This is a genomic window from Marinomonas sargassi, from assembly GCF_025716875.1.
Classification (GTDB): Bacteria; Pseudomonadota; Gammaproteobacteria; order Pseudomonadales; family Marinomonadaceae; genus Marinomonas; species Marinomonas sargassi.
In genome coordinates this window covers 364,343-389,793 of the sequence record NZ_JAOVZB010000002.1, presented here as the reverse complement: position 1 = coordinate 389,793, position 25,451 = coordinate 364,343, and the positions used below count along the sequence as shown (strand labels likewise).

The 25,451-nt window shown below is 41.8% G+C and carries 28 protein-coding genes and 1 riboswitch; of the genes, 11 read left to right on the top strand and 17 right to left on the bottom strand.

The genetic code is table 11. The features are described 5' to 3' along the window. Positions 1–18: 18 nt before the first annotated feature. Positions 19–1,725 (bottom strand): D-lactate dehydrogenase, encoded by a 1,707-nt coding sequence (gene dld / locus OFY17_RS06285; protein ID WP_263529878.1) that lies wholly within the window; start codon positions 1,723–1,725, stop codon positions 19–21. Positions 1,726–1,850: 125 nt separating this feature from the next. On the opposite strand from dld, the gene OFY17_RS06280 reads away from it, so the two are divergent. Then, complete coding sequence (locus OFY17_RS06280) at positions 1,851–2,756, top strand: LysR family transcriptional regulator (protein WP_263529877.1); 906 nt, start codon at positions 1,851–1,853, stop codon at positions 2,754–2,756. Positions 2,757–2,838: 82 nt separating this feature from the next. Here OFY17_RS06280 and OFY17_RS06275 read toward each other — a convergent pair whose 3' ends face one another. From OFY17_RS06275 to OFY17_RS06265, 3 genes are all read right to left on the bottom strand, one after another. Then, positions 2,839–3,099: a DUF5062 family protein gene (locus tag OFY17_RS06275; RefSeq protein WP_263529876.1), complete on the bottom strand. Its 261-nt coding sequence runs from the start codon at positions 3,097–3,099 to the stop codon at positions 2,839–2,841. 225 nt (positions 3,100–3,324) lie between these two features. After that, positions 3,325–3,915: a HupE/UreJ family protein gene (locus tag OFY17_RS06270; RefSeq protein ID WP_263529875.1), complete on the bottom strand. Its 591-nt coding sequence runs from the start codon at positions 3,913–3,915 to the stop codon at positions 3,325–3,327. Positions 3,916–4,134: 219 nt separating this feature from the next. Continuing rightward, positions 4,135–5,058, bottom strand: coding sequence for a DMT family transporter (locus tag OFY17_RS06265; protein ID WP_263529874.1), 924 nt, complete (start codon positions 5,056–5,058; stop codon positions 4,135–4,137). Positions 5,059–5,162: 104 nt separating this feature from the next. On the opposite strand from OFY17_RS06265, the gene OFY17_RS06260 reads away from it, so the two are divergent. After that, the gene (locus OFY17_RS06260; protein WP_263529873.1) at positions 5,163–6,110 is read left to right on the top strand and encodes a LysR family transcriptional regulator; all 948 of its coding nucleotides are present in this window, start codon (positions 5,163–5,165) and stop codon (positions 6,108–6,110) included. Between the two features lie 113 nt (positions 6,111–6,223). On the opposite strand, the gene OFY17_RS06255 is transcribed toward OFY17_RS06260, so the two are convergent. From OFY17_RS06255 to thiD, 8 genes are all read right to left on the bottom strand, one after another. Then, positions 6,224–7,663 (bottom strand): sodium:solute symporter family transporter, encoded by a 1,440-nt coding sequence (locus OFY17_RS06255; protein ID WP_263529872.1) that lies wholly within the window; start codon positions 7,661–7,663, stop codon positions 6,224–6,226. Positions 7,664–7,723: 60 nt separating this feature from the next. Next, positions 7,724–8,419, bottom strand: a complete 696-nt coding sequence (tenA, locus tag OFY17_RS06250) for a thiaminase II (protein WP_263529871.1) — start codon at positions 8,417–8,419, stop codon at positions 7,724–7,726. Positions 8,420–8,480: 61 nt separating this feature from the next. Next, on the bottom strand, positions 8,481–9,470 hold the full coding sequence (locus tag OFY17_RS06245) for a HesA/MoeB/ThiF family protein (RefSeq protein WP_263529870.1): 990 nt from the start codon (positions 9,468–9,470) through the stop codon (positions 8,481–8,483). Next, positions 9,467–10,129, bottom strand: coding sequence for a thiamine phosphate synthase (locus tag OFY17_RS06240; protein WP_263529869.1), 663 nt, complete (start codon positions 10,127–10,129; stop codon positions 9,467–9,469). The genes OFY17_RS06245 and OFY17_RS06240 overlap by 4 nt, the downstream gene beginning before the upstream one ends. A gap of 4 nt (positions 10,130–10,133) precedes the next feature. After that, positions 10,134–10,907 carry a thiazole synthase gene (locus OFY17_RS06235; RefSeq protein ID WP_263529868.1) on the bottom strand — a complete coding sequence of 258 codons (774 nt, stop codon included), beginning with the start codon at positions 10,905–10,907 and terminating at the stop codon, positions 10,134–10,136. A gap of 2 nt (positions 10,908–10,909) precedes the next feature. Further along, positions 10,910–11,110 carry a sulfur carrier protein ThiS gene (gene thiS / locus OFY17_RS06230; protein ID WP_263529867.1) on the bottom strand — a complete coding sequence of 67 codons (201 nt, stop codon included), beginning with the start codon at positions 11,108–11,110 and terminating at the stop codon, positions 10,910–10,912. 14 nt (positions 11,111–11,124) lie between these two features. Next, the gene (gene thiO, locus OFY17_RS06225; protein ID WP_263529866.1) at positions 11,125–12,150 is read right to left on the bottom strand and encodes a glycine oxidase ThiO; all 1,026 of its coding nucleotides are present in this window, start codon (positions 12,148–12,150) and stop codon (positions 11,125–11,127) included. Then, a complete protein-coding gene (gene thiD / locus OFY17_RS06220; RefSeq protein WP_263529865.1) occupies positions 12,147–12,992 on the bottom strand; it encodes a bifunctional hydroxymethylpyrimidine kinase/phosphomethylpyrimidine kinase in 846 nt (281 codons plus the stop codon). The genes thiO and thiD overlap by 4 nt, the downstream gene beginning before the upstream one ends. Positions 12,993–13,059: 67 nt before the next feature. Then, a riboswitch (TPP riboswitch) is annotated at positions 13,060–13,166 on the bottom strand. Between the two features lie 306 nt (positions 13,167–13,472). On the opposite strand from thiD, the gene OFY17_RS06215 reads away from it, so the two are divergent. Together OFY17_RS06215 and OFY17_RS06210 are read left to right on the top strand one after the other, a co-directional pair. Beyond that, positions 13,473–14,381, top strand: coding sequence for a DMT family transporter (locus OFY17_RS06215; RefSeq protein WP_263529864.1), 909 nt, complete (start codon positions 13,473–13,475; stop codon positions 14,379–14,381). Between the two features lie 80 nt (positions 14,382–14,461). Further along, the gene (locus tag OFY17_RS06210) at positions 14,462–14,881 is read left to right on the top strand and encodes a VOC family protein (RefSeq protein ID WP_263529863.1); all 420 of its coding nucleotides are present in this window, start codon (positions 14,462–14,464) and stop codon (positions 14,879–14,881) included. An 83-nt stretch (positions 14,882–14,964) separates the two neighbouring features. Here OFY17_RS06210 and OFY17_RS06205 read toward each other — a convergent pair whose 3' ends face one another. Next, entirely contained in the window at positions 14,965–16,269 is a 1,305-nt protein-coding gene (locus tag OFY17_RS06205) for a cation:proton antiporter (RefSeq protein ID WP_263529862.1), read from the bottom strand. A 361-nt stretch (positions 16,270–16,630) separates the two neighbouring features. On the opposite strand from OFY17_RS06205, the gene OFY17_RS06200 reads away from it, so the two are divergent. After that, the gene (locus OFY17_RS06200; RefSeq protein WP_263529861.1) at positions 16,631–16,987 is read left to right on the top strand and encodes a VOC family protein; all 357 of its coding nucleotides are present in this window, start codon (positions 16,631–16,633) and stop codon (positions 16,985–16,987) included. A gap of 42 nt (positions 16,988–17,029) precedes the next feature. Here the strand turns inward: OFY17_RS06200 and OFY17_RS06195 are convergent, their stop codons facing one another. Continuing rightward, a complete protein-coding gene (locus OFY17_RS06195) occupies positions 17,030–17,587 on the bottom strand; it encodes a sugar O-acetyltransferase (protein WP_263529860.1) in 558 nt (185 codons plus the stop codon). A 132-nt stretch (positions 17,588–17,719) separates the two neighbouring features. On the opposite strand from OFY17_RS06195, the gene OFY17_RS06190 reads away from it, so the two are divergent. Together OFY17_RS06190 and OFY17_RS06185 are read left to right on the top strand one after the other, a co-directional pair. Next, positions 17,720–18,073 carry a GFA family protein gene (locus tag OFY17_RS06190; RefSeq protein ID WP_263529859.1) on the top strand — a complete coding sequence of 118 codons (354 nt, stop codon included), beginning with the start codon at positions 17,720–17,722 and terminating at the stop codon, positions 18,071–18,073. Between the two features lie 118 nt (positions 18,074–18,191). Beyond that, positions 18,192–18,428: a hypothetical protein gene (locus OFY17_RS06185; RefSeq protein ID WP_263529858.1), complete on the top strand. Its 237-nt coding sequence runs from the start codon at positions 18,192–18,194 to the stop codon at positions 18,426–18,428. Between the two features lie 34 nt (positions 18,429–18,462). On the opposite strand, the gene OFY17_RS06180 is transcribed toward OFY17_RS06185, so the two are convergent. After that, a complete protein-coding gene (locus OFY17_RS06180) occupies positions 18,463–19,686 on the bottom strand; it encodes a multidrug effflux MFS transporter (protein WP_263529857.1) in 1,224 nt (407 codons plus the stop codon). 188 nt (positions 19,687–19,874) lie between these two features. Further along, positions 19,875–20,360 (bottom strand): Lrp/AsnC family transcriptional regulator, encoded by a 486-nt coding sequence (locus tag OFY17_RS06175; RefSeq protein ID WP_263529856.1) that lies wholly within the window; start codon positions 20,358–20,360, stop codon positions 19,875–19,877. A gap of 139 nt (positions 20,361–20,499) precedes the next feature. Here OFY17_RS06175 and OFY17_RS06170 point away from each other — a divergent pair, with 139 nt between their 5' ends. From OFY17_RS06170 to OFY17_RS06155, 4 genes are all read left to right on the top strand, one after another. After that, the gene (locus OFY17_RS06170; RefSeq protein WP_263529855.1) at positions 20,500–21,432 is read left to right on the top strand and encodes a DMT family transporter; all 933 of its coding nucleotides are present in this window, start codon (positions 20,500–20,502) and stop codon (positions 21,430–21,432) included. Between the two features lie 239 nt (positions 21,433–21,671). Continuing rightward, the gene (locus OFY17_RS06165; RefSeq protein WP_263529854.1) at positions 21,672–22,091 is read left to right on the top strand and encodes a Rid family detoxifying hydrolase; all 420 of its coding nucleotides are present in this window, start codon (positions 21,672–21,674) and stop codon (positions 22,089–22,091) included. 396 nt (positions 22,092–22,487) lie between these two features. Then, positions 22,488–23,504, top strand: coding sequence for a 1-aminocyclopropane-1-carboxylate deaminase (locus OFY17_RS06160; protein WP_263529853.1), 1,017 nt, complete (start codon positions 22,488–22,490; stop codon positions 23,502–23,504). Positions 23,505–23,724: 220 nt separating this feature from the next. Then, the gene (locus OFY17_RS06155) at positions 23,725–24,177 is read left to right on the top strand and encodes an Lrp/AsnC family transcriptional regulator (protein WP_263529852.1); all 453 of its coding nucleotides are present in this window, start codon (positions 23,725–23,727) and stop codon (positions 24,175–24,177) included. A gap of 57 nt (positions 24,178–24,234) precedes the next feature. Here OFY17_RS06155 and OFY17_RS06150 read toward each other — a convergent pair whose 3' ends face one another. Further along, a complete protein-coding gene (locus tag OFY17_RS06150) occupies positions 24,235–25,437 on the bottom strand; it encodes a tetratricopeptide repeat protein (RefSeq protein WP_263529851.1) in 1,203 nt (400 codons plus the stop codon). Positions 25,438–25,451: the final 14 nt, after the last annotated feature.

Below are 25,451 nucleotides of genomic sequence, written 5' to 3'. Positions count from 1 at the left end.
TGGTTATCTCTGTTTTTCTTATAAGCAACAAGAGCAATTGCGCTTGGTTTTTTCCATTTTGCCGATACCCGGATTAAAGGTATTAGTTGGGTCGAGCTTTTTGTAGAACTTAACGAGATCATCTTCAGCTTTATAAAGATGACCCACATTGTGCTCTGCTGGGTATTTCGCACCGCGACCATCTAAAATTCTGAGCATTTCTGCCTTTACTTCTTTGGCATCTACGCCTTTCTTAAGTACGTAATCTTGGTGAAATACATGGCAGAAAAAATGTCCGTAGTATAAGGATTTATCGATCTTTTCTTGTAACGATGCAGGAAGCTGTTCTACCCAGTCAAACTCGTTACGGCGCAAGGCGATATCAAGGGCTATCATTTCGCCAACCTCTTTTTGGTGTAGCAATTGATAACGAATAGCGGCACCCGCTGCGGCAAAGCGGTGTAAATAAGCACTAGAAGCTTCTTCTGCATTACATTCGAAATAGGCACCATTGTCTTTGTCATCAAAGAATTCGGGTAAGAACTTTTCTGCCTCAGCGATTCCTTCATCGCTCATTTTTAATATGAGGTAGTGTTCATACTTTTCTCTAAATTCCAGCATGCGCTTTGGCAGGTGTTGAGGGAATAATTTGGCAACGCCTTGCATCACTCTGTCTGTTAGGTAGTCAGGAGCGAGTGCGGACTTATTCAATACAGAGTCGATTTTACCCTTTAGGGCGAACATCTTTGGCATTCTGTCCGTGCCTAGGTGCTTGATGCTTAAAAAGGTGTCTTTACCATATTTTGTTGCAACATCAAAAATATCACGATGAACGTATTCGCCTACTTCAGGAAGGTTGGTGAATTCAGATAAGATTCTGCGTCGTAACTGAGTAAGAGCGGACGCGCTGTTGGTACCAATGTAAAAAGACTTTTCTTTTTTCGCGACAGGGAAGCTATCGAGCCTTACAGCAAAAACTGCAAGTTTTCCTGCGCAGCCACTGGCTTCATACAAGCGTGAGGTGTCTGCGTTGTAGCGGCTTGGGGTATTAGCATCCACATTTCGTAGTAACTCTTGGTAATTTTGTGCGCTGGCTTGTTTGTTTGGGTCTGCATTGAAAGAGGAATGATCAAAGTTACCATCTTCTAGGTTTTGTAGAATCTCTTCTGGGGATTCACCTAGGTCTATACCTAAATGGTTAACGAGGTTCAGTTCACCTTTTTCGTTAACCTGAGCAAACAAAGATAGCTGGGTATAAGCAGGCCCTCGTTTCACTAAAGCACCGCCAGAGTTATTGGCAACCCCACCAACAATAGTCGCCCCAAGGCTAGAAGACCCAATAACTGAATGTGGTGAGCGTGATAGCGGTTTTAATGTTTTTTCAAGCTTATGTAAGGTTGTTCCCGGGAAGCTGATGACTTGCTCGCCTTCGCCTAATATCAGTAGCTGATTCATCGAAAGAGTGTTGATAACAACCACATCACGGTCGTAATCGTTACCGCTTGGCGTCGAGCCTTCGGTTAAGCCTGTTTTTGCAGCCTGCATTATGACGATGCAATCATGGGCAATACAGACTTTTAAAACTTGCCAATATTCCACCAATGTTTGCGGAAAAAGTACAGCCAACGCAGTGCCCTTGCCGGAGCGCCAACCAGAACGATAGTGTTCAGTACGGCGTTCGTTGGTTTCAATATGTTGGTTGGATAAAATTTTTGAAAATTCTACAACGGCTGGGTGCTGTTTCATCTCTTATTGCTCCGAAAGGTAGGCATTATTTTTATAATGCCACTCTATAATTCCAGCGCCGCTTAATATATAGTCAAAAACGATTTTATTTTTTCCTTTTTTGACATAATCGTACAGAGATTACTATGGTAAAAGCAGATGACATCTTACTGTTTGTTCATGTTGTAGAGGAATCTTCCTTCTCTCGTGTATCCGAAAAACACAACATCACCATGTCGGTAGTCAGTAAGCGTATTGCACGTTTAGAGGCAGCTCTGAATGTACAGCTCCTGTACCGAACCACTAGAAAACTAAGCCTCACCGAAGCAGGGCAAGCCCTTTATAAAAAAGCCAAAATTGCTCAAGCCGCAGTGCAGGATGCAAAAGATGTGGTTTCTGGTTTTGGTAGTGATGTGCGAGGGAAAATACGTATTACTATGCCTGTTGTGACCGCCAATTTGGTGCTGAATCGGGCAGCAGTCGAGTTCTGTGAGCAATACCCAGGTATTGAATTAGAGCTTAATGTGACCAATCGACTGCCGAATATTCTGGATGAAGGCTATGATCTGGCGATACGTACGGCAGACCTGAGTGACTCCTCTTTAGTCGCACGGCGCTTAGTAGATTCTCAATGGGTGGTTTGCGCAACGCCTGAATATCTCCATACCCATGGTATGCCAGAATACCCAGATGACCTGATGAAGCACCATTGTTTAGTCTACAAATCTCCATTAGGCAAAGCGGAACCTTGGAAGTTTTATGTTGAGAGTATAGATCTTTCTTTGCCTGTGAACGGGCGCTTTCAAGCAGATAATTTAGACAGTATTAAGCAAGCTGTGATGGGGGACTTTGGCATTGCCTATTTACCAAGAGCGCTGATCTTTAATGAGTTGAATAATGGCAAGCTAGTCAGTGTTCTAGATGAATTTGCCAGTAAAAAATTGGGTATATACGCGGTTTACCCAAATACCCGTTTAACCGACACAAAACTGACCTTGTTGATAGAACATTTCCGCAATGCTCTACAACAGAGTAAAGGTCACTTTTGTTAGTTTTCTATTGGTTTTAGACAAAACCTCTTTTCGGTTTTTTGATAGTCTATTGTTGCCAAAAGTTTACCAATAATACTTGAGCTTATTGCAATAGTGGATCGTCTTTTGGCAGATGCTTCATTATCCAAAGAGCCAGTTTGTGTTTCATAGTTTGTAGGTTTTCTTGGTCTTCTGGTAATGCAACAATCAGCTTATCTAATACTAATAAACGATAGATAGCTTCTGTCTTTTCATTGGCTGACATGGTTGAAGAGAAGCCTGCGTAGCCTCGTTTTAATGCGTAGTTTTCCCCAACTTGAATGGCTTTTTTACTCAGTGCAATTTCATTTTTAATTTTTTTCATGAGCTCTTTTTCAAATGGTTATGTATGTGCCTTTGACTCTATCAGTTTTTGTGAGCAAACAACATTAATGACAGTATTAAAACTGAGTGAAAGAAAAGGTAGTGAGATTAGAAGATAAGCTAATAAAAAAGCCCCTTAATAGAAAACTATTAAAGGGCTTTAAAAAGAAACCATCAAAGTTTTGAAAGTATATTTGTAGGCTTCTTAACTGAGCTCCTAATTTAATTAGGTCAGCATAATCAAATGGAAGCCAATGCCGCCAATGGCTGCACCTAGGTATTTCAATTTTTGATCGCCTTGGCTTAATTTTCCTAAGAATGTACCGACAATAACGCCTGCAATATGAATGGCGATTGTGCCTAGAAGGAAACCAGAGACGTAAAGCGCTGGCTCAGCTAAATAAGGCATTTCGATGCCGTGTGCGTAACCGTGGAATACGGCAAAGAAGCCAACGAACATCATAGCGATAAGTGCAGGTAGTTTTCTGTCCACACAAATAGTCACGCCCAATGCGAATACGGAAACAGCAATGCCTAATTCAACAGAGAATAAGGAAATGCCTTGCATACCCATTACACCACCAATAAACATAACGGCAACGAAGGTTGCTGGCACTGTCCAAATAGCACGACCACCCATTTGAGCACTTAGAATACCAACACTTAGCATTGCCAGTAGATGGTCAAAGCCTAAAACAGGATGGCTAAGGCCAGAGATAAAGCCACCACCGTCAGCCATTTCGTGTGCATATGCAGGGTTAGCAAAGCAGAAAATGACTAATAAGGCGTTTACTATCATCATGGGAATTTTTTTCATAACTATCTCCAACTTGAGGCTTTATTGAATTCGCTTAGGCTACCATAAAAATAGAGTTTAATTCGTATTTAGTCATGGTGATTACGTGACTTTTACAGAGTTTTGGATGAAATTATTTCAACCTATAAAATGAAATTATGCTTGAGTGCGACCGAGCAAATAAATCATTTGTTTAGGGTTAAAAAATCAACTTGATAACACCTTACTTATAACCTGAGATTAATGCTTTTTAGCACTCATTATTTGTACATAGATAGCACTTATTACTACGAGTAACATTCCTAGCAAACTTAAACTGTCAGCATGTGACGAAAATATACTGTTGGGCCACCAGTTTAGGTAGACACATAGCTCGGTAAGAATAAACGAAGTGACGGGTGTTAATACTACAGCGGCACTCACTTGTACGGTTTGCCAATAGCGCATAGCTTGAGCAAAAGCACCGTAGGCGATCAATGTATTCAGGCTACAAAATATAAGGATCCATATATCTTCTACTGAGGCTGATGACAGTTTACTTGGTGATGAAAAAGGCAGCATAACAATTACAGCGTAGGCATAAATCGCTAATAGGATATTTGAAGGGGATAAATGTTTAAAAAGCGACTTTTGCAGTAATGCGTATATTGACCAAGCGGCTGCGGAAACCTGCACTATAAGAACACCGAGCCAAATAGAACCTTGGCCGCTTTCCCCAAAAATAGGGTGAAAGAAAGTGAGCATACCTATTCCAATACCTAGAAAGCACAGCCACTGTTTCCAATGTACTTTCTCACCTAAGAAAAATATACCACCGAGTGCCAGAAAGAGCGGTGCTACTTGAAAGCTAAGCTGTGCTGAGCCGGGTAATAGATAGTTTAAGCTCCACACGAAAGTTGTGTAATTGATGATTAAAAAAGAGCCGGCAACAATTAATCGTCCCCAGTGCTTTTTCTCTAGCAATTTAAACTCTTTTAAGCTGCCACGACGCCATTGCCATAGCCCCAGAATGACACCTGCAATCGCGAAGCGAAACCAAGTTAGTGTAATGGGGTCATAGAAATTCCCCGATACTTTCAAGGCAATAGGCAGCATACCCCAGAAGAATACGGTAATCGCACTAAAAAATAAGCCATATAAAAATGCATGCTTTGCTTGAGTCACTCTTCTTCCCTTAATCAAATTTGTTAGCTAAAGGATGGCGTTTTATTAGCTTTTAATCTAATGCATAATGTTTCTAACTATTATTCTTAAATCGAGTATTGCTTATGATTTCGAATGCCTTGCAGCAGCTAGACCTAAAATCCTTAACGGGCTTTTTGTACCTTATTGAAGAGCGTCATGTTGGCCGTGCAGCAGAGCGTCTTTCACTTAGTCAGTCGGCCATGAGTCGTTTGCTTATAAGGCTTCGCAATGCTTTTGATGATCCGCTGTTTATTCGTACTTCAAAAGAAATGTTGCCGACTTCCAGAGCATTAGAGTTAGAAACTCCAATCCGCTATATGATCGAAAAAATGGTGCATATGGAGTCTTCCCCTAATTTTATACCAGCCCAGAGTGAGCGAACCTTCCATCTAAAAACCTCCCATTATCAGGCTCAGGCCTATGTGCCTGAGATTGCCAAACGCTTTTATGGAGAAGCGCCCCTAGCTGTACTTGAAACCACCACAATTACCGAAAATAGCCTGTTACAGTCTATCGAACAGCCACTTGATGTGGTGTTATGCAGTGAATACATTCAGGTGCCTAATAGCTTTCATAAAGAATTATTAGGGCGGGAAAAGTTTCACTGCATTATGTCTAAACATCACCCTTTAGCAGAGCAAGACACCATCACATTAGAGGATTATCTGGGTTACTCTCATGTTTTAGTGAGTATGGGCGGCTCAGGGCGAGTACTAAGTGACACCTTGCTGGGGGAGCGTGCGAAAGAGAGGCACTTTGCTTTTCGTACCCCTTACTTCTTGTCTGCGTTAGAAACGGTGGGGAAAACCTCGTTATTGATGAGTACCGCAGGCTTATTATCTCAGAGGTTCAGTGAGCAATTTGGCTTGGTAATGAAAGAGGTGCCTGTTGCCTTCCCTGAAACCAATTATTATATCTGCTGGCCGCGGTCAAAAACTAATGATCCTGCGGTGCAATGGTTTAGAAAAGTTGTGGCGCAAAGTGTTAACGACCTGATTCCTTACCCTGAGGGTTCGGTTAACTATTCCTAATCTATTTAATAGGCGTATAAATAATAGTTAAGAGACATAATGGATAAGACAAATAAAAGCCCAGTAGATGCTGGGCTTTTTGGTTTGTGCTGATAGTAGCGTTTAGCTAATGCTTAGTTACTTAGCTTTTTCACCGTTTGGCTAATGTTAGAGAAATCGAACGCTTTTTTACTTGGTAGTACCAGTAAAGCTAATGAGATCGCAACAGGCACCAGTGTCGCCAGTACAAAGGATTCAAATAAGAAGGCAATCGGCTCCCACGGCATAGGGAAGTAGAAGAAACCAGCCACTAAACCACCAATGATACTTAATAGAGCTTGGTAGCTTTGGTAGCGAGCGTTGTAGAAGCCAAAGAATACTGGGAAGGCCGCCGCACAACATAGCAAATCAGCCAGCAAGAAAAGGTACAAAATACTGTAGCCTTTTGAAGCAACCAATAGTGCCAATACAGAGATCACTATGATTAACCAACGAGAGGTTTTCGCCAGTTTATTCTCAGCTAGGTTTGGCATAATGCGGTTTAGGTCGATGATGAATAAACTGTGGAAGCCACTAATAGTGGAATCAGCACTACTCATAATCAGAGCCAAACCAAAGAAGATCATGCCGATTAATAACCAGTAAGGTGCATCACCTAGCATCACACTAAATAAAGCTGTTGATCCTGAACCCGGTAAAGACAAACCAACGAAAGCTAAACCAAATAGACCCAGTGCGAGGATGATAGGGAAGCTAACAACGCCACTCAAAATAAAGCCATTGCGAATCACTTTGTCGTCTTTAGCTGCGAAAATACGCTGCCACGTACCTTGGTAGAAAAGGCCTGTTAAGCAAACCGCTAGGAAGAAAGTCACACCCGTCTGTAAACTATTGGTATCAAATGGGTTAAGCAATTGAGGTGCTTTTTCTTTCAACCCTTCGATAGCAGGTGTGAAACCGCCAGTCGCCTGCCAACCTAAGAACAAGATCAACATAATGAAAGGCAAGATAACAATCATCTGTAATCTGTCTGTGAAGATGGTGACTTTTAGGCCGCCATATAGGGTGTAAAGCAGAGTTGATAGCATAACGATAGAGGCTGTTACCCAAAGTGGAACTGGTGCTAATAATGCAACCATTTGAGCAATCCCTGTTAGGCCCGCTGTTAAGCTAATAAAGAGGTAAAACAGCATGATGAAAAGCACGAAAACATAAACACTGCGGCCATAACGGGCGTAAACGAACTCCGTTAGCGTGTGTCCTGTTGGCATGATTTGACGAATACGTGTACCAAGGGGGATCATCACAAGGCGAGGGATTAATACGCCTAGAGCGTAGCCTAAAACGGCACCAATACCACCCCAAGTAGCGGCTTCCGCTGGGCCAAACAAGACCCACGTGCCCATTGTTGTAGCGAGCAGTGTAAGAAAAGTGGCGTTACTGGTTTGGCTATTACGTGCAACGATAAAATCTTCCATGCCATCCTGTTGGCGACGTGCAAATACAAGTCCTGCAACGGCGAATAGTGCGGCAAATAAGCCGAGCCAAAGTATGGCTGATTGTGCATTTATCATTTTATTTCCTGTTCTTTAAACGTTTGTTAGTATTTTTTATAAAGGGTTATGCAAGCAGTCTTATTTTCCTGCTCGTAAACCCATGGTCCAGAAATTCGCTTCTAACTCGGTTGCCTTGGTAAAGCGCTCTTGCATCTTGTTCCAGCGAGGGCTGGCAGTTGGGTTATCACCCACACGAGTTGCAATGGCCAAATCCACTAAACGACCCACTTCGACACAGACATTTTGGAATTCTTCACCCGCGTAGATCTTGATCCATTTTTCGTAAGGGTGGCCGTCGTAGAGGCTGCCTTTTAGGCGCATGCCCACTTCACCATAGCCAAATGCACAAGGAGCTAATGCCAAGATCAAATCTAAGAAGTCCCCTTGTAGGCCAGAATCCAACACATAGCGTGTGTATGCTATGGTTTCTAATTCTTCTTTGGCGTTGAATAGGGAGGATTCGTCAATTCCTTGAGCGGCGCAGGTTTCCACGTGCAGAGACAACTCTTGGTTGATGAGGGAATCCACCGTTGCTGCACATAAACGCATTTCTTCAGACGATTCGGCTTTCACCACACCCAGTGCCCATGCGCGAGCATAGTGAATGAGGTATACATAATCTTGCACCATGTAATGTATGAAGGCTTCTTCAGGTAGAGAGCCGTCAGCTAAACCTTTTACAAAATCGTGTTGGATGTACGCTTGCCATTGTTCGACACAGCCTTCACGCATAAGCGCGAACGTTTTGCCGTAGTCTGGTATGTCACTTGTCATAATCGAGACCATTTTTTTTAGTTAATGAAGGTTATCTTCCATTGAATTGCGAGTCGGTTACTCACAAAGGGTCGTCACCCAATGCAATTAAGCCAATTTCGCCTTGCCAATAGCTTTGTAAAATTCGTGCCGCTCGCCATGCTGTGAGCCCAGTTCGGCAAACAATAACGGCGCGCTGGTTAGTATTCGGTGTTGCTTGTTCTTGTTGAAAATCATCCAGTGATAAGTGTTGAACTGGACGATTTTCAGATGTTTGTTGAGTTTTTATGCCTCTTAAATCCACGAGCCAATCTGTTGGTGTAATGTCTTCAATGGCTAAAAAGCCTAAGTGCTGTGTTAAGGGTGGCTCTGGTGCCTCATCAAAACGGAAACTGCTTTGGCGCAGATTTTGTAAGTCGATGGACAGCAATTGACCAAGTGGAGAGGGATGTAGCTTGAGTAAAAAGTTAAGTGCAAATTGTGCTTGAATACAGCCTATGGTACCGACAACTGGCCCCATGATTCCCGCGGAGGAACAATTTTGAGCACGCTGTGGAAGCTCTGGAAAAACCGCTCGTAAAGAAGGCTTGCCAGCACAAAAGCCGCCTACATAGCCATTGAAACCTAGGGCAGATGCAGAAATGAGAGGCAGCCCGTGGGTATGACAATAATCAGATAAGATGTAGCTCACGGCAAAATTGTCAGCACAATCTAAAACAAGGTCGACTGAGCCTGTGCTACAAAGGGTGGCGACATTGCTGGCTGTCAGGGCGCTCGCATGAGTTGTAATTTGGCACTCGTCATTGAGCGTCATTAAATGCTGTTTCGCACAGTCTACTTTTAACGCGCCTAGGTCTGTCTCGCGATACAGTACTTGGCGATGAAGATTCGAAAGAGACACGGTATCTTCGTCAACTAAGCTGATATGGCCAACGCCAGCAGAGACAAGGTAAGGTAAAACTGCACATCCTAGACCTCCAGCTCCCACAACAAGTACATGAGCTGCAGCGATTTCTTGTTGTCCACTGTCGCCCACTTCTGACAAACAGGTTTGGCGTTGGTAACGGCTCACGCTGACTCTTCCTGTTGTGCATTTTGATTTGCAAAGTCTTGAACGAACTCTCTATTTACAGTTATGTCGCAGGCTTCTAGCCATTCTATGATGCGCTGTTCAGGGTTCTTATTTAGGGTGATATCGGTAACCGCAGCGACGATATCGGCACCTGCAGCAAAAGCACCTTCAGCCCTTTCTACCGACATACCACCAATGGCGACTAATGGGGTGTCCGCCATCTTTTCTTTCCATTCTGTGACTCTTCCTAAACCCTGTTGATGCCATTTCATCTTTTTCAAAATGGTCGGATACACTGGGCCGAGCGCTATATAGTCAGGTTCTAATTGGTAGGCTCTTAGTAGCTCTTCTAGGTCATGGGTACTGACCCCAACCTTGATATTAGCCTCTTTGATTTGTGCCATATCGGCACTGTCTAAATCTTCTTGGCCTAGGTGAATCCAATCGCAACCGAGCTCGATTGCCAGACGCCAATAATCATTAATGACGAGGGTACAGCCGTGTTTCTCGCAAATTTCCTTAGCCTTCAAAATTTCTGCACGTATGTGGGATTGCGGCTTGTCTTTGATTCGTAACTGAACAAGCTTGATTCCCAAAGGCACTAGGCGAGCTATCCATTGGCTACTGTCAAAAACTGGGTAAAAACGACTGAGTTTCATGTGTTTAATCCAAAAAGGCTTTGCCGAGTAAAGGGGTGGAAGGGGAAGCCATATCACGGGGCTGCATAGGGTCAGCTTGTTCTGCTAGTTGCCCTGAGCGAATAGCCAAGGCAAACGCTTCTGCCATTTTGGCTGGGTCGCCGGCTTTAGATACGGCGGTGTTGAGCAGGATTGCATCCATTCCCAGTTCCATCGCTTGTGCCGCTTGGCTCGGTAAGCCTAAGCCAGCATCAACTACCAAAGGAATATCTGGGAAGTGAGAGCGCAAAGCTCGCAGGCCAAAGACATTGTTGAGCCCCATGCCAGAGCCAATAGGCGCGCCCCAAGGCATGAGAACACGGCAGCCAGCATCGACCAGTTTATCGGCTACGACTAAGTCTTCTGTGGTGTAAGGGAATACCTGAAAACCCTCCTCCGAGAGAATACGAGCCGCTTCTACTAGGCCGAATACATCAGGTTGTAAGGTATCTTCTTCACCTATGACTTCTAGCTTAATCCAAGGTGTGCCGAAGATTTCTCGTGCCATATGGGCTGTGGTAACCGCTTCTTTTACTGTGTGACAGCCAGCAGTATTCGGCAATATATGTACATTTAGCTCTTTAATCAGCTGCCAAAAATCTTGCCCTGCTTTGGCGTCACTAGCTTCGCGGCGTAAGGATACGGTTGCCACGCTGGCGCCACTGCGCTTAAAGGCATTGGATAGAATCGCGGGAGAAGGGTATTGAGCTGTTCCCAACATAAAAGGTGTTTCTAGTTTAGTGCCGTAAAAATCTTTCATGGTTAGCCTCCTTGCATTGGGGCGAGTATTTCAATGCGGTCGCCATCTTTTAATGGCGTGCTTGCACGAAGACCTTGTGCCACAAAGTCACCGTTCAGAGCGGTGGCGACAATAGCATCGCCATAATTTAGCTCAGTTAATAAATCAGCCAGATTCTCGGCTTGGCAGCTAATGTTTTCGCTGTTTACTTGTATGTTTTTCATAAAAATCAATGCTTCTATATGGCCTCGAACCATTGAGGTTCGGTACCTAAATGAATGTAATCTGCCACCATCTTTGCCAGTGAAGGTGCCAATAAAAAACCGTGTCGATAGAGACCATTGGCTTGAATAATCTGACCTTGGTGACGAATTTTTGGTAAGTTATCGTGAAATGCAGGGCGACTATCGACGCCTATCTCTAGAATTTCAGCTTCCCCAAAAGCAGGGTTTAAGGCGTATGCTGAGCTCAGTAATTCCATAACTGAGCGAACCGTGGCATGTTGTTTAGCACTGCTTTCCACCATGGTGGCCCCCAGCATGTAAATACCATCGCCACGGGGCACAATATAAAGCGGAATCCTTGGATGAAGTAGACGAATAGGGCGCTCTAATTGCACATCTGGGCAGCGTAAAATCAGCATTTCACCCTTTACCCCGCGTAGACCCTCTAAGTCTGGCTTGGCCTTGATGCCACGACAATCAACGACAAGACCATCCTTTGCTAGAGTTTCGGGCTCAGCTGTTTTATGTATAAATTGCACGCCTTTTTTGATGAGCTTTTCCTTTAGCGCGCGCAAAGCATCACGCGGTGCCAAATGCGCTTCTGCTTGGTAATACAGGCCTCGTCGAAAGCGCTTTTCTAAGTCTGGCTCTAAGTCAGCAATAGCGCCTTCGTCTAGCATTTCATAAGCTTCAGTACGTTTAGCGAAACGTTGTAAATCAGCTTGGTCACGATTCAGTGCTAATACCAAAGAGCCTTTTTGCTGAACTAAACCAGTATGCTCTTGCCACCATTGGGCGGCTGTTTTTCCATAGGTAACGACATCTTCTTCTGCGCTTTCCGCTTCACAAAAAGGTGCTAGCATACCGCCTGCCCACCAAGAACAAGCTTGAGGGCCGAGCTCTGTTTGGCGATCAACAATGGTAGGAATGATGTCTCGCTCTACTAGCTCTGTAGCGACACAAAGTCCTGCTACGCCGCCGCCAAGGATAGTCACTTTGTCCGCTAACGGTTGGATATTTAACGCAGAAGCCGTACTCATTTTTGTGCCCAAAGATTATGGAAATGGTGTACAGGACCATGGCCGTGTCCAATATCAAGCTGATCGGAGTTTTCAATCGCACGATGTAAGTAACGGTGGGACTCTTCCACTGCTTTCGCCATGCTCTCACCTTTCGCTAACCATGCGGCAATACTGGAAGAATAAGTGCAGCCTGTTCCATGGGTATTTTTGGTATTGATACGTTGTGCTTGGAGTACTAGCGGTGCTTCATCATGGCCGACTAATACGTCCGTACATGTTTCACTTTCACCATGGCCGCCTTTTAATAAAACTTGTTTGGAGCCGAGTTTAAGAAGTTCTGTGGCGTATGTGGCTAACTGTTTTTCGTCAAAGCTCTCATTTGGGGAGCGCCCTAATAAAACTTGCGCTTCTGGGTAATTAGGGGTGAGTAGATCCACATGGGGAATGAGTTTTGTTTTTAAGGCATTGACCGCTTCTTCTTGCAAAAGCGCATCGCCAGATTTCGCTATCATCACAGGGTCTAATACCACTAAGCCTTGGAAGTCTTTTAGGGCTTGGACAACAGCTTCGACTAACTCACTGGAGAAGAGCATACCAATTTTAATGGCTTGGACATTTAGGTCGCTGAGTACAGCGGATATTTGAGCAGAAACAACATCAATGGGAATCGCGTGGACAGCGGTAACGGCTTGGGTATTTTGTGCCGTCACAGCGGTGATGACACTGGCGCCATAAACACCATTAGCGGAAAAGGCTTTTAAATCTGCCTGAATACCAGCCCCACCACCACTGTCTGAACCCGCAATGGTTAGTGCGATCGGTGTTGCTTTGGAAGAAGTTTTTTCAAATAGAACAGACATCTATATCACCAAGTTTTACCAAGCGACATAGGAAAAGAATGCACGAAAGAATGCAAAAAATAGGCTGCATGACATCGTATCCGTTCCCTACGCCGATACTAATCGGATCAGGTTCACCGGGTTGATGAAGTACATCTCTCAGCCTAATTAAATTAAGCACCCCGACGGAATAATTGAGGCAAGCATAAAAGACTTAAATTCAGTTTACAAGCAAGGAAGTTTTCAAAAGATGCGGTAAAACTATCTCTAAGTAGTAGAAACTCTCTGTTTTTTAAAAGAAAAAATATAATTTAAATTTTTTCAAAAATGCTTTTTTTAGATATTTATAGAATGGCTTTTGTGATGAAATAGGGCTCTTTTTTTCTACAAAGGAGCAATAAATCTCACTTTGGATCGCGGATATTTCATTCTTCATAAAGGGAAGTTTAAGTGATAATTATCGGCTAATAATGTACTCAACAAGAGAAGGTAAATACAGGGATGATGTTTTATATTGGACTGGGAATTTTTGTTAATTGTATTTGGGGAACGGCTTTTCTAATTCCTCATATTCTTGAAGATACGAACCCCACGGTTATCGCGTTGGGGCGCTATTTTTCCTACGGTATTTTGTCCCTTCTTATTATGTTTTTTGCACGTAAGCATTGGCAGGGGCTGACCAACAAACAGTGGTTATTTGCCTTTTTATTTGGCTTCGTGGGTAACTTTGGTTACTACTTATTGCTGGCTAGTAGCATTCACTTCGGGGGTATTGTTACTACCAGTTTAATCATAGGAATCTTGCCTGTGTCATTGCTGATAACGGGTAATTTCCTCGAAAGAAACATTCCTTTTAGGCGGCTGTTATTACCTATTTTGTTGATTCTTTCGGGGATGTTGGCATTAAGCGTTCAGCATAAAACTGGCACTCACCTCGCTGAAAACTACCTTGTAGGGAGTCTATTAGCCTTTGGCGCGCTGGTTATGTGGACCTATTTTGGTGTTGGTAATGCTCGTTTTTTAAAACATAACTCAGAAATTACCTCTAACACATGGGCGTTAGCAATCGGCATAGGTTGTTTGTTGCAATGCCTTATCAGTTTGCCTTTTATTATGATCTTTACGGATTGGTTCTCCGTACTTTTTTCTAAACCCAGCTCAAGTTTGTGGTCGCTGCTTGGCATTAGTCTCTTTTTAGGTGTGATTGTATCTTGGTGGGCAGCAGTTTTATGGAATCGTGCATCACGAAACCTGCCAATTGGCTTATGTGGTCAGTTGTTGGTATTCGAGACCTTGTCTAGCTTAACCTATGGTTTTATAGCGGATTGGCGACTGCCTGAGACAATGGAGTTTATTTCTATTTTCTTGGTCGTTTCGGGTGTTTTTATCGTGCTCAGGAATAAGTGGTAAACTCAGGTTTTATCATAGAGCTGCTTTCAGGCGATCCTATTTAGAATTTAGGCAAAAGCTATTACGTAAGGGTGATTAAAGTGAAATATTTACACACAATGATACGCGTGAGCGATATAGAAGAGAGCAAAAAGTTTTACTGTGATTTACTCGGATTAGTCGAGACAAGACGTAAAGGCAGTGAGAAAGGTCGCTTTACATTAGTTTTTCTTGCTCCACCGAATCAACCAGATGCGGAGTTGGAATTAACCTATAACTGGGATGCTGAAGAAGCCTATGACGGAGGTCGAAACTTCGGACACCTTGCTTACCGTGTCGAAAATATTTACGAAACCTGCCAACGTTTGATGGATGCCGGTGTGGTGATAAATCGCCCGCCACGTGATGGTCATATGGCTTTTGTAAAATCACCTGATGGTATTTCTATTGAGCTCCTTCAAGAGGGTTATTTAGAGCCAGAAGAGCCATGGTTAAGTATGGAAAATACAGGGAAATGGTGATACTTGATCTCTAAATTACGAAAAATGTTATGAAAGTGAGACATGCCGTAATGCTCGAAGTGGCATGCCTCATTGGTTTTTTCTTAGTCTTCTTTAGAGCTAAACTTGGCTTTTTCTTCTGCTGCTTTGATGCTGCTTTGAATCAATGGCGATATGGTTAAGCCTTGTACTATGATGGAGAAAATGACCACTACATAGGTAATGATAACCATCATATCGTGTAAATCGTGGCCATCAATGTTTACCTTATTCGCAGGAATGGAAGCGGCCATAGCGAGTGATAGACCCCCTCTTAATCCACCCCAAGTTAGAATCTTCACTGTGTGTTTGTCGTAGCTTCGAAAACGTTTAAATAGAATGAAAGGGCTGCCAATACTGATGAAACGCGCAAACAGCACCACAGGTATCATCATCAAACCAAAGCCTATTGCCGTCCAACTGAGTGGCATGGTGACAAGTAGCATACCGATAATGAGGAACAGCAGAGCGTTTAAGAAACTGTCTGTGGCGTGCCAAAAGTCTTTAATGTAGCGGTTGCTATCAGGTCCACGCCTTTTCGCTGTTTTGTCTCGGGTGATGTTCCCTAGGAAAATACCACTGGTTACCATAGCTAGCGCACCCGATATTTCCCAGATATTGGCTAGAGCAAAACCCGCTGTAGGTATGGTTAAGGTAATCAGTAGACGGATGTTAGCGTCTTTACAGTTGATCATGGTGAAGTGTCCCAAGACCGCAATGGCTAGACCAAAGGCGATACCGCCTACGGCATCTTTTAAGAACATTTCTGATACATCGTGGAAGTTAGGGTCGATACCGTAAAAAGCGACTGTGAATATGGTGGTAAAAATCACCAAGCCAACACCGTCATTAAATAAAGACTCGCCTTCAACCTGAATGGAAATACCTTTTGGAGCACTCATTTGCTTGATAATTGCCAATACTGCAATCGGGTCGGTTGGGCTGATGAGTGCGCCAAATAACAAACAAAAAATAAACGGCAGAGGGAAGCCCAAAAAGTGGAAAATATAAAAGCTCAAATAGCCCACTATAAAAGTGGAGAGCAGGGTAGAGAAGAGTACGAGAACCGTGATTTCCCAGCGTTGTTTTTTTAATGCCGCAAGGTCGATTTCTAAAGCACCAGCAAAGAGTAAAAAGCCTAGCATTCCTTTAAGTAATAGCTGATTAAAGTCTATTTCGGAGACGATTTCGGTAATGAAGAGTGCCGTTTCATCACCTAATACCATTACTGCTAATGTCAGTAATAAAGAGATAATCACAGAGCCCGTGGTGATCGCTATGGTGGTTTGCATCTTGACGATAAATTGGTTCGCAAAAGCGATAAAAATCGCAATGGCGGATAAAAAACAAATTAAATACCAAGCGTTCATTGATGGTCCTTTTTATTTAGCCAAACCGAATTGAGTGGCAAGCGATTATTTGGCAGGACGTTTCACTGCCATCGTGTTATTGGGTTGTGGGCATTGTAAGAATATATAGGATAGTCGAGAAATGAATTTTCTATGACAGTTTTAGATACTCGCTTTACTTGAAGCTAGACCTGATAGAGACATTGATACTATTATCGAACCCCATAATTTGGCGCATATTCTAGCACTCTGTCTATGAAGAACTTCAACTTTATTGATGGATCTTTGATGTTTTTTTGATCATATATGATGCTTGCTCGATAGTTCAGTGTTCCTGTTATCAATTTAACTGTTATGGGTAGAGCATTTAGAGGAAAGGAAAATGAAGAGTATTGAAATTAAGGCATTTGTACCTGCTAAAGACTATGAATTGTCGAAGCAGTTTTATGTGGATTTTGGTTTTGAAATGGCTTCAGACAATAATGGCATAGCTTACTTCAAATCAGGTGATTCGAGTTTTCTTTTACAGGATTTCTATGAAGAGGAGCATGCAAATAACTTCATGATGCACCTTTTAGTGGAAGATGCTCACGCTTGTCATACGCAACTAAAAAATGCTGGCATCGCATCTAAATATCAGGTCAAAATGACAGAGCCCGTTGAGCAACCATGGGGTATGTTAGATTTTGTCATCATTGATCCTTCTGGTGTGCTGTGGCGTGTTGGTCAGAATATATAGACTTGAACGGACAAGTGGAGTTTTGCTCGCTGGCGTTTATTTTTATAGTGAGATCTCCTTTATAACCTTGGCAGGGTTGCCAGCAATCACCAGATGACTGCCAAAGCTCTTGGTGACCACAGCCCCGGATGCTACGACGACGTTGTCTCCTAAGGAAACACCAGGATTAATAGTGGCATGACCACCTATCCAGACGTTATCTCCTATAGTAATTGGCTTGGCGTACTCTAGCCCAGTATTTCTTTCTACTGGGTTTAAAGGGTGTGTCGCTGTGTAGATTCCCACTTGTGGCGCAATCATACAGTTATCACCAAACCGAACCTCAGCCGCATCCAAAATAACGCAGTTAAAGTTGGCGTAGAAATTTTCCCCCACATGAATATTCGAACCATAATCGCATTGGAAAGAAGGCTCAATGTGTATGTTGTTCCCTGTACTGTCAAACAAGGACTTTAATAGATTTGCCCTTTCTTCTTTATCCATAGCGGAGATGCTATTGAAACGCTCAGTGGAAATACGGGCTTTTCGCCTTAGCTCTGTTAATTCATCGTCATAGGGGTCATAAAGCTCACCCGCTAACATTTTTGTTTTTTCTGACATGGTAAATATCCTTGAACAATTAGTAATGAGTAGGTAATAGTATTCCAAGGCAACTCTATTTAACGCTCTGAATAAGCCATAGTTTAGAGTTACTTTTCTATACCATATATTAGTTCAGGAGAAAGGTGTCGCATGATTGAAAAGGAATACTTTGGAAGCTGCCATTGTGGCGAGGTTCAATTCAAAATCATCACAGATTTCCCTGAGTTAACAACTTGTGACTGCTCGATTTGTATTCGTAAAAATGCCCTTATGGTGAAAGTACATGAAAGTCACTTCACTTTGATTAAGGGGGAAAGCTTTTTATCTGAATACCAGTTTCATACTAAGACAGCACATCATTATTTTTGCAAGCAATGTGGTATTTACCCTTTCCACAGAAAACGAGTGACGCCAGATAACTATGGGATTAATGTCTATTGTCTTGAAAACGTTAACCCTGATGGCATTCCTGTTAGAGCTACTGTTGGCAAAGGGATGAAATAAAACGACTAAATAGATTGTTATTGCTCTGAGACGATCTAATCTTCTGCGCTCTGTTTGTATGTATCACTTTAAGCCTCTATTATGAAACCATAAAAAGAAAAATTGAGAGGGCGATATTATGAAGTTGAATCATCTAATGAGTGTTCTGATATGCAGTCTTACACTGTCTCTATCAACCAGTGCTCATGCATATACTTTAAAGCAGATGAGTAGTGAAAAAGTATCAGGTGAGTGCAAAGGTGCGCCATTCTGGGGAAGTAAAAAGAGCAATGGTGAATGGACTGTGACAGGCCCAGCAGGAAAGTTTACTAGCCGAATTGTATCGGAAGCGATTCGAAAATCTTGTAATGAGTAACCCTGTTATTAAGGGTTACTCACTAGAGTTATTCTTAATGGGCAGGCTTCATATTGCCTTTTTCTGCCCAGTACATAATGGCTAATGCCATCCCACCCATCACAAAGAAACCTGCCGAAAGAGGGATCAATGTATTGTTGTACATGAGTCCCACTACCGTGCCAATACACATGGACATCACCGAAGAAACAGACCCTATAATGGCGGAAGCAATTCCAGCCACATGCCCCATTGGCTCCATAGCCAGAGAGTTAACATTGCCAAAGACTAAGCCTGAACAGAAGAAGAGCGTAGCAGCGTAAAGTAAAAATAGTACTAAGTTAATTTCCATGAAGGCATGCAATAGCAAGAAAGCTAATGAAGACAAGGCGATGACGCACATGGCTTTAAAAGCAATGGCTTTTGCCCCATGTTTCTCAACGATTCGGGAATTGAGCAAGGAAGCAGAACCTAAAACTAAAGCCAGTAAACCAAAGTACAGAGAAAACATATTTCCAGTATTAAACTGTACTTGAAAGACTTGCTGGGCGGAGTTGATGTAGCCAATGAAACTACCAAAAAATAATCCCATAGCAATGGTGTAGCTGGCCGTTATTCGATTTGTAAGCACCTCTTTGAAACCATCCAAAAAGCCTTTCTTTGAAAAGGGAATGCGGTTTGATACGGGCAAGGTTTCTTTTAAACGGAAAAATACCCAGCCAGCCAGAATAATTGCGTAAACCAAGTAAAACTCAAAAATTCCATGCCAATCAGCAAGAAATAAAATAGCCTGACCAATGCTTGGCGCTAAAGCTGGAACCAAGACAAAAATCATCATAACTAACGACATAATACGTGCCATTTTGGCACCATGGTAAAGGTCTCTTACCAGTGATATAGCCGAAATGTAAGGACCTGCCACACCTAACCCTTGAATAAAGCGACCTAACATTAACCCTTCCAATGTATTTGCCTGATAGCAAATCACGGTACCTACAAGGTATAAACTAAAGCCGATAAATAGAATGGGGCGACGACCCATGGCGTCAGATAAAGGCCCAGATATGAGTTGCCCAAGTGCCATACCAAGAAACAGCATGCTAATAAGGAGCTGAGGCTGATTGGCTGAAGTGGCATTTAAGTCGCTACCGATAATACCTAAAGCTGGTAACAAGGCGTCAATAGATACTGCTACTAAAGACATAAGTAATGCGACTAAGATAGTAAATTCTTTGGCAGATATGCCTGAAGCGTCCGTGTTGCTGTGCGTATTTTCCATTAAAGTGTCCTAAAAGAAAATTAGAGGAGGCAGAGGGCTCCTCTAGGACGCAAAATTATACCTTATCTGAATAAAATAATAGGGATAATCTGGTTATTTCTTTCATGCTTTTAACGCATGGAGAATATAAGGTAGTAGCTGTAGAGCTCCCTACTAAAAAATTAACTTTGTCTTCTTTTAGTCGTATTTTATTTTACCTCTAAACCTCTTGATGGCAAAGGAAGTGCCGTTTTATAACGAACTTGTTTAAGAGCAAAACTTGAGCGGATATTTTCTACCCCTGGGATTTTAGTCAAACGTGTAAGTATGAGTTTTTCTAGCTCATGAATATCAGCGACCAAAACCCTTAATAAGTAATCTTCATCCCCTGTCATTAGGTAACATTCCATCACTTCTGAGCACTCAGAAATCGCAAATTCAAATACTTTAAGTGCTTCCTCATCTTGTTTCTTCAAACGGATATGAATGAATACATTGACATTAAGGCCTAACCTTTTGGCACAAACGAGAGATACTTTGCCATTTAGGATGCCAATCTCTTCTAGTCTTTTTACGCGATTAAAGCAGGGGGTAGGAGATAAGTTGACTAATTTTGCCAGCTCTGCATTTGTGATATCGGCGTTTTTTTGTAGGTGATTTAAAATCGATATATCTTTGCTATCCAACTTGGCCATATAAAAAATCTCTATTTTTATGTTAATTAAGATAATTTATTCTGTATTTGTTTCTTTGGCAATGAATTAAAGACACTTTGTCTCAGAGTATTTAGGTACGCTATTTGTTGATCACTACAACAACGAGTAGGAGAGAACGATGTCTAAATTAATGCCGTCAGAATATTTAAGGTCGCGTTTTGGGGGAGATGGCCTTTCAACTAAGTCGAAAGCACTTATTACATTATTCATCGCGATTGTTATTTGGGGTGGGAATTGGCCTGTCATGAAGTTGGGACTAGATCATATTACGCCTTTATGGTTTTCCATGGTCCGTTTTGCTTTAGGAGGAGCTGTGTTATTTGTCTTTCAAATCGCAACCAAATCTCTTTATATCCCTAAAAAAAGAGATATTGCTTTAATTGGTAGTATTGGCTTAATTCAAATGATGACCTTTACCGTATTGGGTTCACTTGCAATGACAACGGTGGATGCTGGCAGGTCTGCTATTTTAGCCTATACAACGACATTATGGGTTTTACCCTTATCTGTTTTGTTTTTTCGAGAACCGCTATCGAAGAAGCCATTATTAGGTACATTATTGGGTTTGACTGGTGTAATTGTACTTTTTAACCCTTTTTCATTTGATTGGGGAGATAAAGAAGTGGTGATCGCTAACGGCTTTTTACTGATTGCTGCGCTTGGTTGGAGCTTGTGTATTTTGCACCTAAGACATGCCAAGTCTAAGGCCACAGCTTATCAACTTGCTCCATGGCAAATGCTTGTGGCAACGGTTATGTTAATTCCCATTGCGTATAGAGTAGAGGGGGTATTTACAGGGGATGGTAGTATGAGCTTTTGGCAAATTTGCTTCTACTTAGGCCCCCTTGCAACCGCCTTTTGTTTTTGTGCTGTTAATGGTGCCAGCCAGCAGTTATCCAGTACTTTTATATCTACGACAATGCTTGCTGTGCCTGTCACTGGGCTTATTTTCTCCTGCTTGCTGTTGGGCGAAGCGGTGACGGCTCCATTAGTAATCGGCACATTGTTTATTTGTGGTGGAATATTTTACGTGATTAGAAGCAATGCTTAGGAAATTGTTTTTTAAAGGTTTTATTTCTTTATTGAGGAGAGGAGGGGAAATAAATTCCAATTTTTTTTTGCAAAAGGAGTTTTTCTTTCAAAACCTATTGAGGTTTTGACTGCTCCTTTCTAAATGCCTTGAAATATGAAACCCATAATCATCTTAATCAATGTACTCTAATAAGAGTGAACTGTTTCTTCTAGGTTTTATTCGAAATATAAATTCGGAATTAGTATAAAGGCAGATTGATGATTAATAAGACATATATCTCGACTCATAGAGCGCCTGAGGCCATATGGCCATCCTCTCAGGCCTTACGAATGGATGGTGTGGTATTTATAAGTGGGCAATCGGGTATAGACCCCTACACAATGCAAATTAATTATACTTCAATCGAAGCGCAAACGATCCAAGCCTTGGAGAACTTTAAAGCGATTGTAGAGGCTACGAATGGTTCATTATTAGATGTTGTTAAGCTGAACGTATATGTTACTGATATGTTCAACTTACCTATCGTTAATCAAGTTATGTCTTTGTACTTTTCACCTCCATACCCGCCAAGAACTGTACTGTCAGTAAAAGAATTGTCGAATAATGCAGGTATTGAGATAGACGGCTTCTTACTACTCTCTAATCGTTTCTCACTGGAAGAGCTTGGGGTTACTTAGTCTCTGTCATTAATCTAAGTCCTTTTTCCACAGCCTCTTACTTCTCTTTGTATCACTTGTATAAAAGTCATTGCAGCTCCCACCCTAGCTAGACTAGATTGCCTTCTCTTAACGCTTTTGTTCTTTTCCTCGCGTCTTATTCATTATTTTTCTCCTTGGGATCTATCCCGAACTTCTAGTTATTTATATCCCAGAACATAGGGACGCTTATTGTTAAAAGATTTGATGGCTTTTTGATGTAAGGATATTTCATTTTTTTTGTTTTATTTGAGATATTTCTTATATTTATTATATTTATTATGGTTTTTAATTTCTTATTTTGTTAAAAATAAGAAAGCACATTTCCTTTTAAAAAAGTTAGCCTAGATATACACAAACTCAATAAAGGTGCTAACAATGAATCTAGAAAAATTTGAACGATACCCCCTTACATTTGGTGAAACCGCGATTGAACATTTACCTCGCCTTTCTGCTGCTGTAGGTGGGAAAGTAGAAATTTATGCTAAGCGTGAAGACTGTAACTCTGGTTTAGCAATGGGAGGAAATAAGCTTCGTAAACTTGAGTATATTTTGCCAGATGCTATTGCCTCAGGTGCTGATACTTTGGTTTCTATAGGTGGTGTTCAGTCTAACCATACTCGTATGGTTGCTGCAGCGGCTGCTAAGGTAGGGATGAAATGTCGTTTAGTACAAGAAAGTTGGGTGCCCCATGAAGATGCCGTTTATGACCGTGTTGGCAATATCCTGATGACTCGTTTAATGGGTGCGGATAGCCGTATCGTAGATGATGGCTTCGACATCGGTATTCGTACTTCTTATGAAGCAGCAATTGAAGATGTGAAAGCAGAAGGCGGCAAGCCTTATGGTATTCCTGCTGGTGGTTCGGTCAATAAGTTCGGTGCGATAGGTTATGTTGCTTTTGCTGAAGAGGTTAAAAAGCAAGAAGAAGAGTTGGGCTTCATGTTCGACTACATAGTTGTGTGTGTTGTAACTGGGTCAACGCAAGCAGGTATGATCGTCGGGTTTGCTGACCAAGGCCGAGCTGATCGAGTAATTGGTATTGATGCATCAGGTACCGTTGAGCAAACAAGAGCTCAAGTTTGTCAAATTGTTGATAATGCGGCAGACCTTGTTGAGCTAGGTAGGAAAGTGACTGACGATGAAATCGTCATTAACCCAGATTATGCATATCCTGCTTATGGTGTGCCTAGTGAAGAAACCAATGAGGCAATTCGTTTAGCGGCACAAACTGAAGCTATGATGACTGACCCTGTGTATGAGGGTAAGTCTATGCAAGGCATGATTGATCTCATTCGTAAAGGTGATATTCCAGAAGGCTCAAAAGTGCTTTATGTACATTTAGGTGGTGCACCAGCATTAAATGGATATAGCTACACATACCGCAATGGTTAATGGTGTAGGTACCTAATGTTTATATTGAAAAGTTAGGACATCTTCACTAACTAGATAAAAAATTTAGTGTGGGCCTCTGTTCAACTCTACATGATAGTGTTGAACAGAGGCTTTCTTTACTAGGCTGGATCATAGGCTCTTTTTGCTTGTTTTATTTCATAGTTTTATGCATATCTATATGATACTTTCATAAGACTCATAATGTTTGGAAGATATGCTTATGAATAAAGTTGATAAAAAAATTCTCCAACTACTTCAAAAGGATGGCCGCTTAACGAATGCGGACTTATCAGAGAAAGTAAATGTGAGCCCGGCTACGTGTCATCGCCGTACTTCTCAGCTTTTTAAAGATGGGTATATCAGTGAAACAAGGGCAATCATTGCTCCCGAGAAGGTTGATCGCAGTACATTAGTATTAGTCGGGGTGGTACTAGATAGATCAACTCAAGAAAGCTTTGCTTCATTTGAAAGTGCGATTAAGAAATTTTCCTTCATATTGGATTGCTATTTAGTGGCTGGTGATTTCGATTATTTTCTAAAAGTTAGAGTAAAGGACATGGCAGGCTTTAATAAACTGCATAGTAGCCAGCTGCTTGATTTACCCTCAGTTAGACAATTAAGAACTTTTTTTGTTATGAAAGAAGTGCAAGATAATGCGCCTTTGTCTTTTTAGGGGATTATTGGCTAGCAAAGGGCTGTAGTTTCCCTTTATTTACCGCATTACTTTATCTTACTTGGTAAGCATGCTTTTCTGGTAGGCTGCGGCATCTTGAACAATAGCGAGTTTTAAAGTGGTAGTTTGCTTTAGAAATGCTAAATTTTTATCTGTGTAATCGTCCAAAATCTCTAAGCTCTCTTCAATATAAGACTTTGCAGAATGGAAGTGGGGGCTAATGGCTCCTAATGAAACCTCATAGGCGGACATTTTTAAATTGTATAGGGCGAAGTTGATACGAGACTTTTTATCATCTTTGCCTTTGAATTGGTTAATGCCTTGATAAATGTCCTTTTTATAATGGATTTTATAGCCAGTCAGATTTATCAGTTTATCAGTAGGTGGTTTTATTAATCCATCGCTGATAAGGAATTCTTCATATCTTTCTATGGTTTTTTCGAATTGCTGAAAGCTGTTGTAGTGGGTAACAAGAATGTCTTTTATTAAGCTCTTTCTTTCGGTTTTTGTAAGTTGTGCTTGCAAGCCTTCATAGCGCTCTTTAATGGCATTAGCATCTTTTATTTTGCTATCAAATAAGCCAGAAAGAATGGCGGTTGAGCCCCATATATAAGCCTTGTTAAGGTCGCTTTGATCTAGATATAAGTCCATAAGCGTCTGGGCAACACCACTTTTAAACTTATAAGGAATATTGTCTGAAGTTTCACTGAAAGCCAAAGTTTTAAACGCTTCTATGGCTTTGAGCGCTTGTCCACTGTCTTTGTATAGTATGGCCAAATTACGTTGACTATATTGGCTGCCATTTTCCAAAGCACTTAGGTAGAGTTGTTCCGCTTTATCCCAGTTTTGTTCAATGCCTATACCATGGTGGTAAAGGATGCCTAGATTATCTTGTGCTTTCGGGTTTCCAGCCTCTGCTGCGATTTCATAGTAATACACCGACTCACTATAAAGCTTATCTTTTTGATAAATGATCCCCAGATTAAAGGCGGCGGAATCACTGCCGTTATCTGCTGCTAGTCGGTAATACTCAATGGCTTTTTCTTTGTTTCGAGCTAGGTCTTTAGTGCCATAAAAGTAACTATCTGCAAGAATTAGCTGCTCTTTTACGTTGCCTTCATCAGCTTTGGCTTGATATTTTTCAAGGGTGGTTTTCGAGGCACAAGCGCTAATTAATAGAGTAATAATTAGAGTTAGGGCATTTTTTCGAATAAATATTGTGCTTATAGAAGCCTTTGGAAATACGTTGATCCTTTTCACCCTTACTTTTCCTC

Excerpts from the sequence above, each read along its gene's own strand:
- OFY17_RS06155 (WP_263529852.1), top strand. The coding sequence starts at position 23,725 with ATGAATAAAGTTGATAAAAAAATTCTCCAACTACTTCAAAAGGATGGC.
- OFY17_RS06240 (WP_263529869.1), bottom strand. The coding sequence starts at position 10,129 with ATGAAACTCAGTCGTTTTTACCCAGTTTTTGACAGTAGCCAATGGATA.
- OFY17_RS06205 (WP_263529862.1), bottom strand. The coding sequence starts at position 16,269 with ATGAACGCTTGGTATTTAATTTGTTTTTTATCCGCCATTGCGATTTTT.
- OFY17_RS06255 (WP_263529872.1), bottom strand. The coding sequence starts at position 7,663 with ATGATAAATGCACAATCAGCCATACTTTGGCTCGGCTTATTTGCCGCA.
- OFY17_RS06280 (WP_263529877.1), top strand. The coding sequence starts at position 1,851 with ATGGTAAAAGCAGATGACATCTTACTGTTTGTTCATGTTGTAGAGGAA.
- OFY17_RS06190 (WP_263529859.1), top strand. The coding sequence starts at position 17,720 with ATGATTGAAAAGGAATACTTTGGAAGCTGCCATTGTGGCGAGGTTCAA.
- OFY17_RS06235 (WP_263529868.1), bottom strand. The coding sequence starts at position 10,907 with ATGAAAGATTTTTACGGCACTAAACTAGAAACACCTTTTATGTTGGGA.
- OFY17_RS06260 (WP_263529873.1), top strand. The coding sequence starts at position 5,163 with ATGATTTCGAATGCCTTGCAGCAGCTAGACCTAAAATCCTTAACGGGC.
- tenA (WP_263529871.1), bottom strand. The coding sequence starts at position 8,419 with ATGACAAGTGACATACCAGACTACGGCAAAACGTTCGCGCTTATGCGT.
- thiO (WP_263529866.1), bottom strand. The coding sequence starts at position 12,150 with ATGAGTACGGCTTCTGCGTTAAATATCCAACCGTTAGCGGACAAAGTG.
- OFY17_RS06175 (WP_263529856.1), bottom strand. The coding sequence starts at position 20,360 with ATGGCCAAGTTGGATAGCAAAGATATATCGATTTTAAATCACCTACAA.
- OFY17_RS06275 (WP_263529876.1), bottom strand. The coding sequence starts at position 3,099 with ATGAAAAAAATTAAAAATGAAATTGCACTGAGTAAAAAAGCCATTCAA.
- OFY17_RS06165 (WP_263529854.1), top strand. The coding sequence starts at position 21,672 with ATGATTAATAAGACATATATCTCGACTCATAGAGCGCCTGAGGCCATA.
- OFY17_RS06160 (WP_263529853.1), top strand. The coding sequence starts at position 22,488 with ATGAATCTAGAAAAATTTGAACGATACCCCCTTACATTTGGTGAAACC.
- OFY17_RS06195 (WP_263529860.1), bottom strand. The coding sequence starts at position 17,587 with ATGTCAGAAAAAACAAAAATGTTAGCGGGTGAGCTTTATGACCCCTAT.
- thiD (WP_263529865.1), bottom strand. The coding sequence starts at position 12,992 with ATGTCTGTTCTATTTGAAAAAACTTCTTCCAAAGCAACACCGATCGCA.
- OFY17_RS06170 (WP_263529855.1), top strand. The coding sequence starts at position 20,500 with ATGTCTAAATTAATGCCGTCAGAATATTTAAGGTCGCGTTTTGGGGGA.
- OFY17_RS06270 (WP_263529875.1), bottom strand. The coding sequence starts at position 3,915 with ATGAAAAAAATTCCCATGATGATAGTAAACGCCTTATTAGTCATTTTC.
- OFY17_RS06180 (WP_263529857.1), bottom strand. The coding sequence starts at position 19,686 with ATGGAAAATACGCACAGCAACACGGACGCTTCAGGCATATCTGCCAAA.
- OFY17_RS06200 (WP_263529861.1), top strand. The coding sequence starts at position 16,631 with ATGAAGAGTATTGAAATTAAGGCATTTGTACCTGCTAAAGACTATGAA.
- OFY17_RS06215 (WP_263529864.1), top strand. The coding sequence starts at position 13,473 with ATGATGTTTTATATTGGACTGGGAATTTTTGTTAATTGTATTTGGGGA.
- thiS (WP_263529867.1), bottom strand. The coding sequence starts at position 11,110 with ATGAAAAACATACAAGTAAACAGCGAAAACATTAGCTGCCAAGCCGAG.
- OFY17_RS06185 (WP_263529858.1), top strand. The coding sequence starts at position 18,192 with ATGAAGTTGAATCATCTAATGAGTGTTCTGATATGCAGTCTTACACTG.
- dld (WP_263529878.1), bottom strand. The coding sequence starts at position 1,725 with ATGAAACAGCACCCAGCCGTTGTAGAATTTTCAAAAATTTTATCCAAC.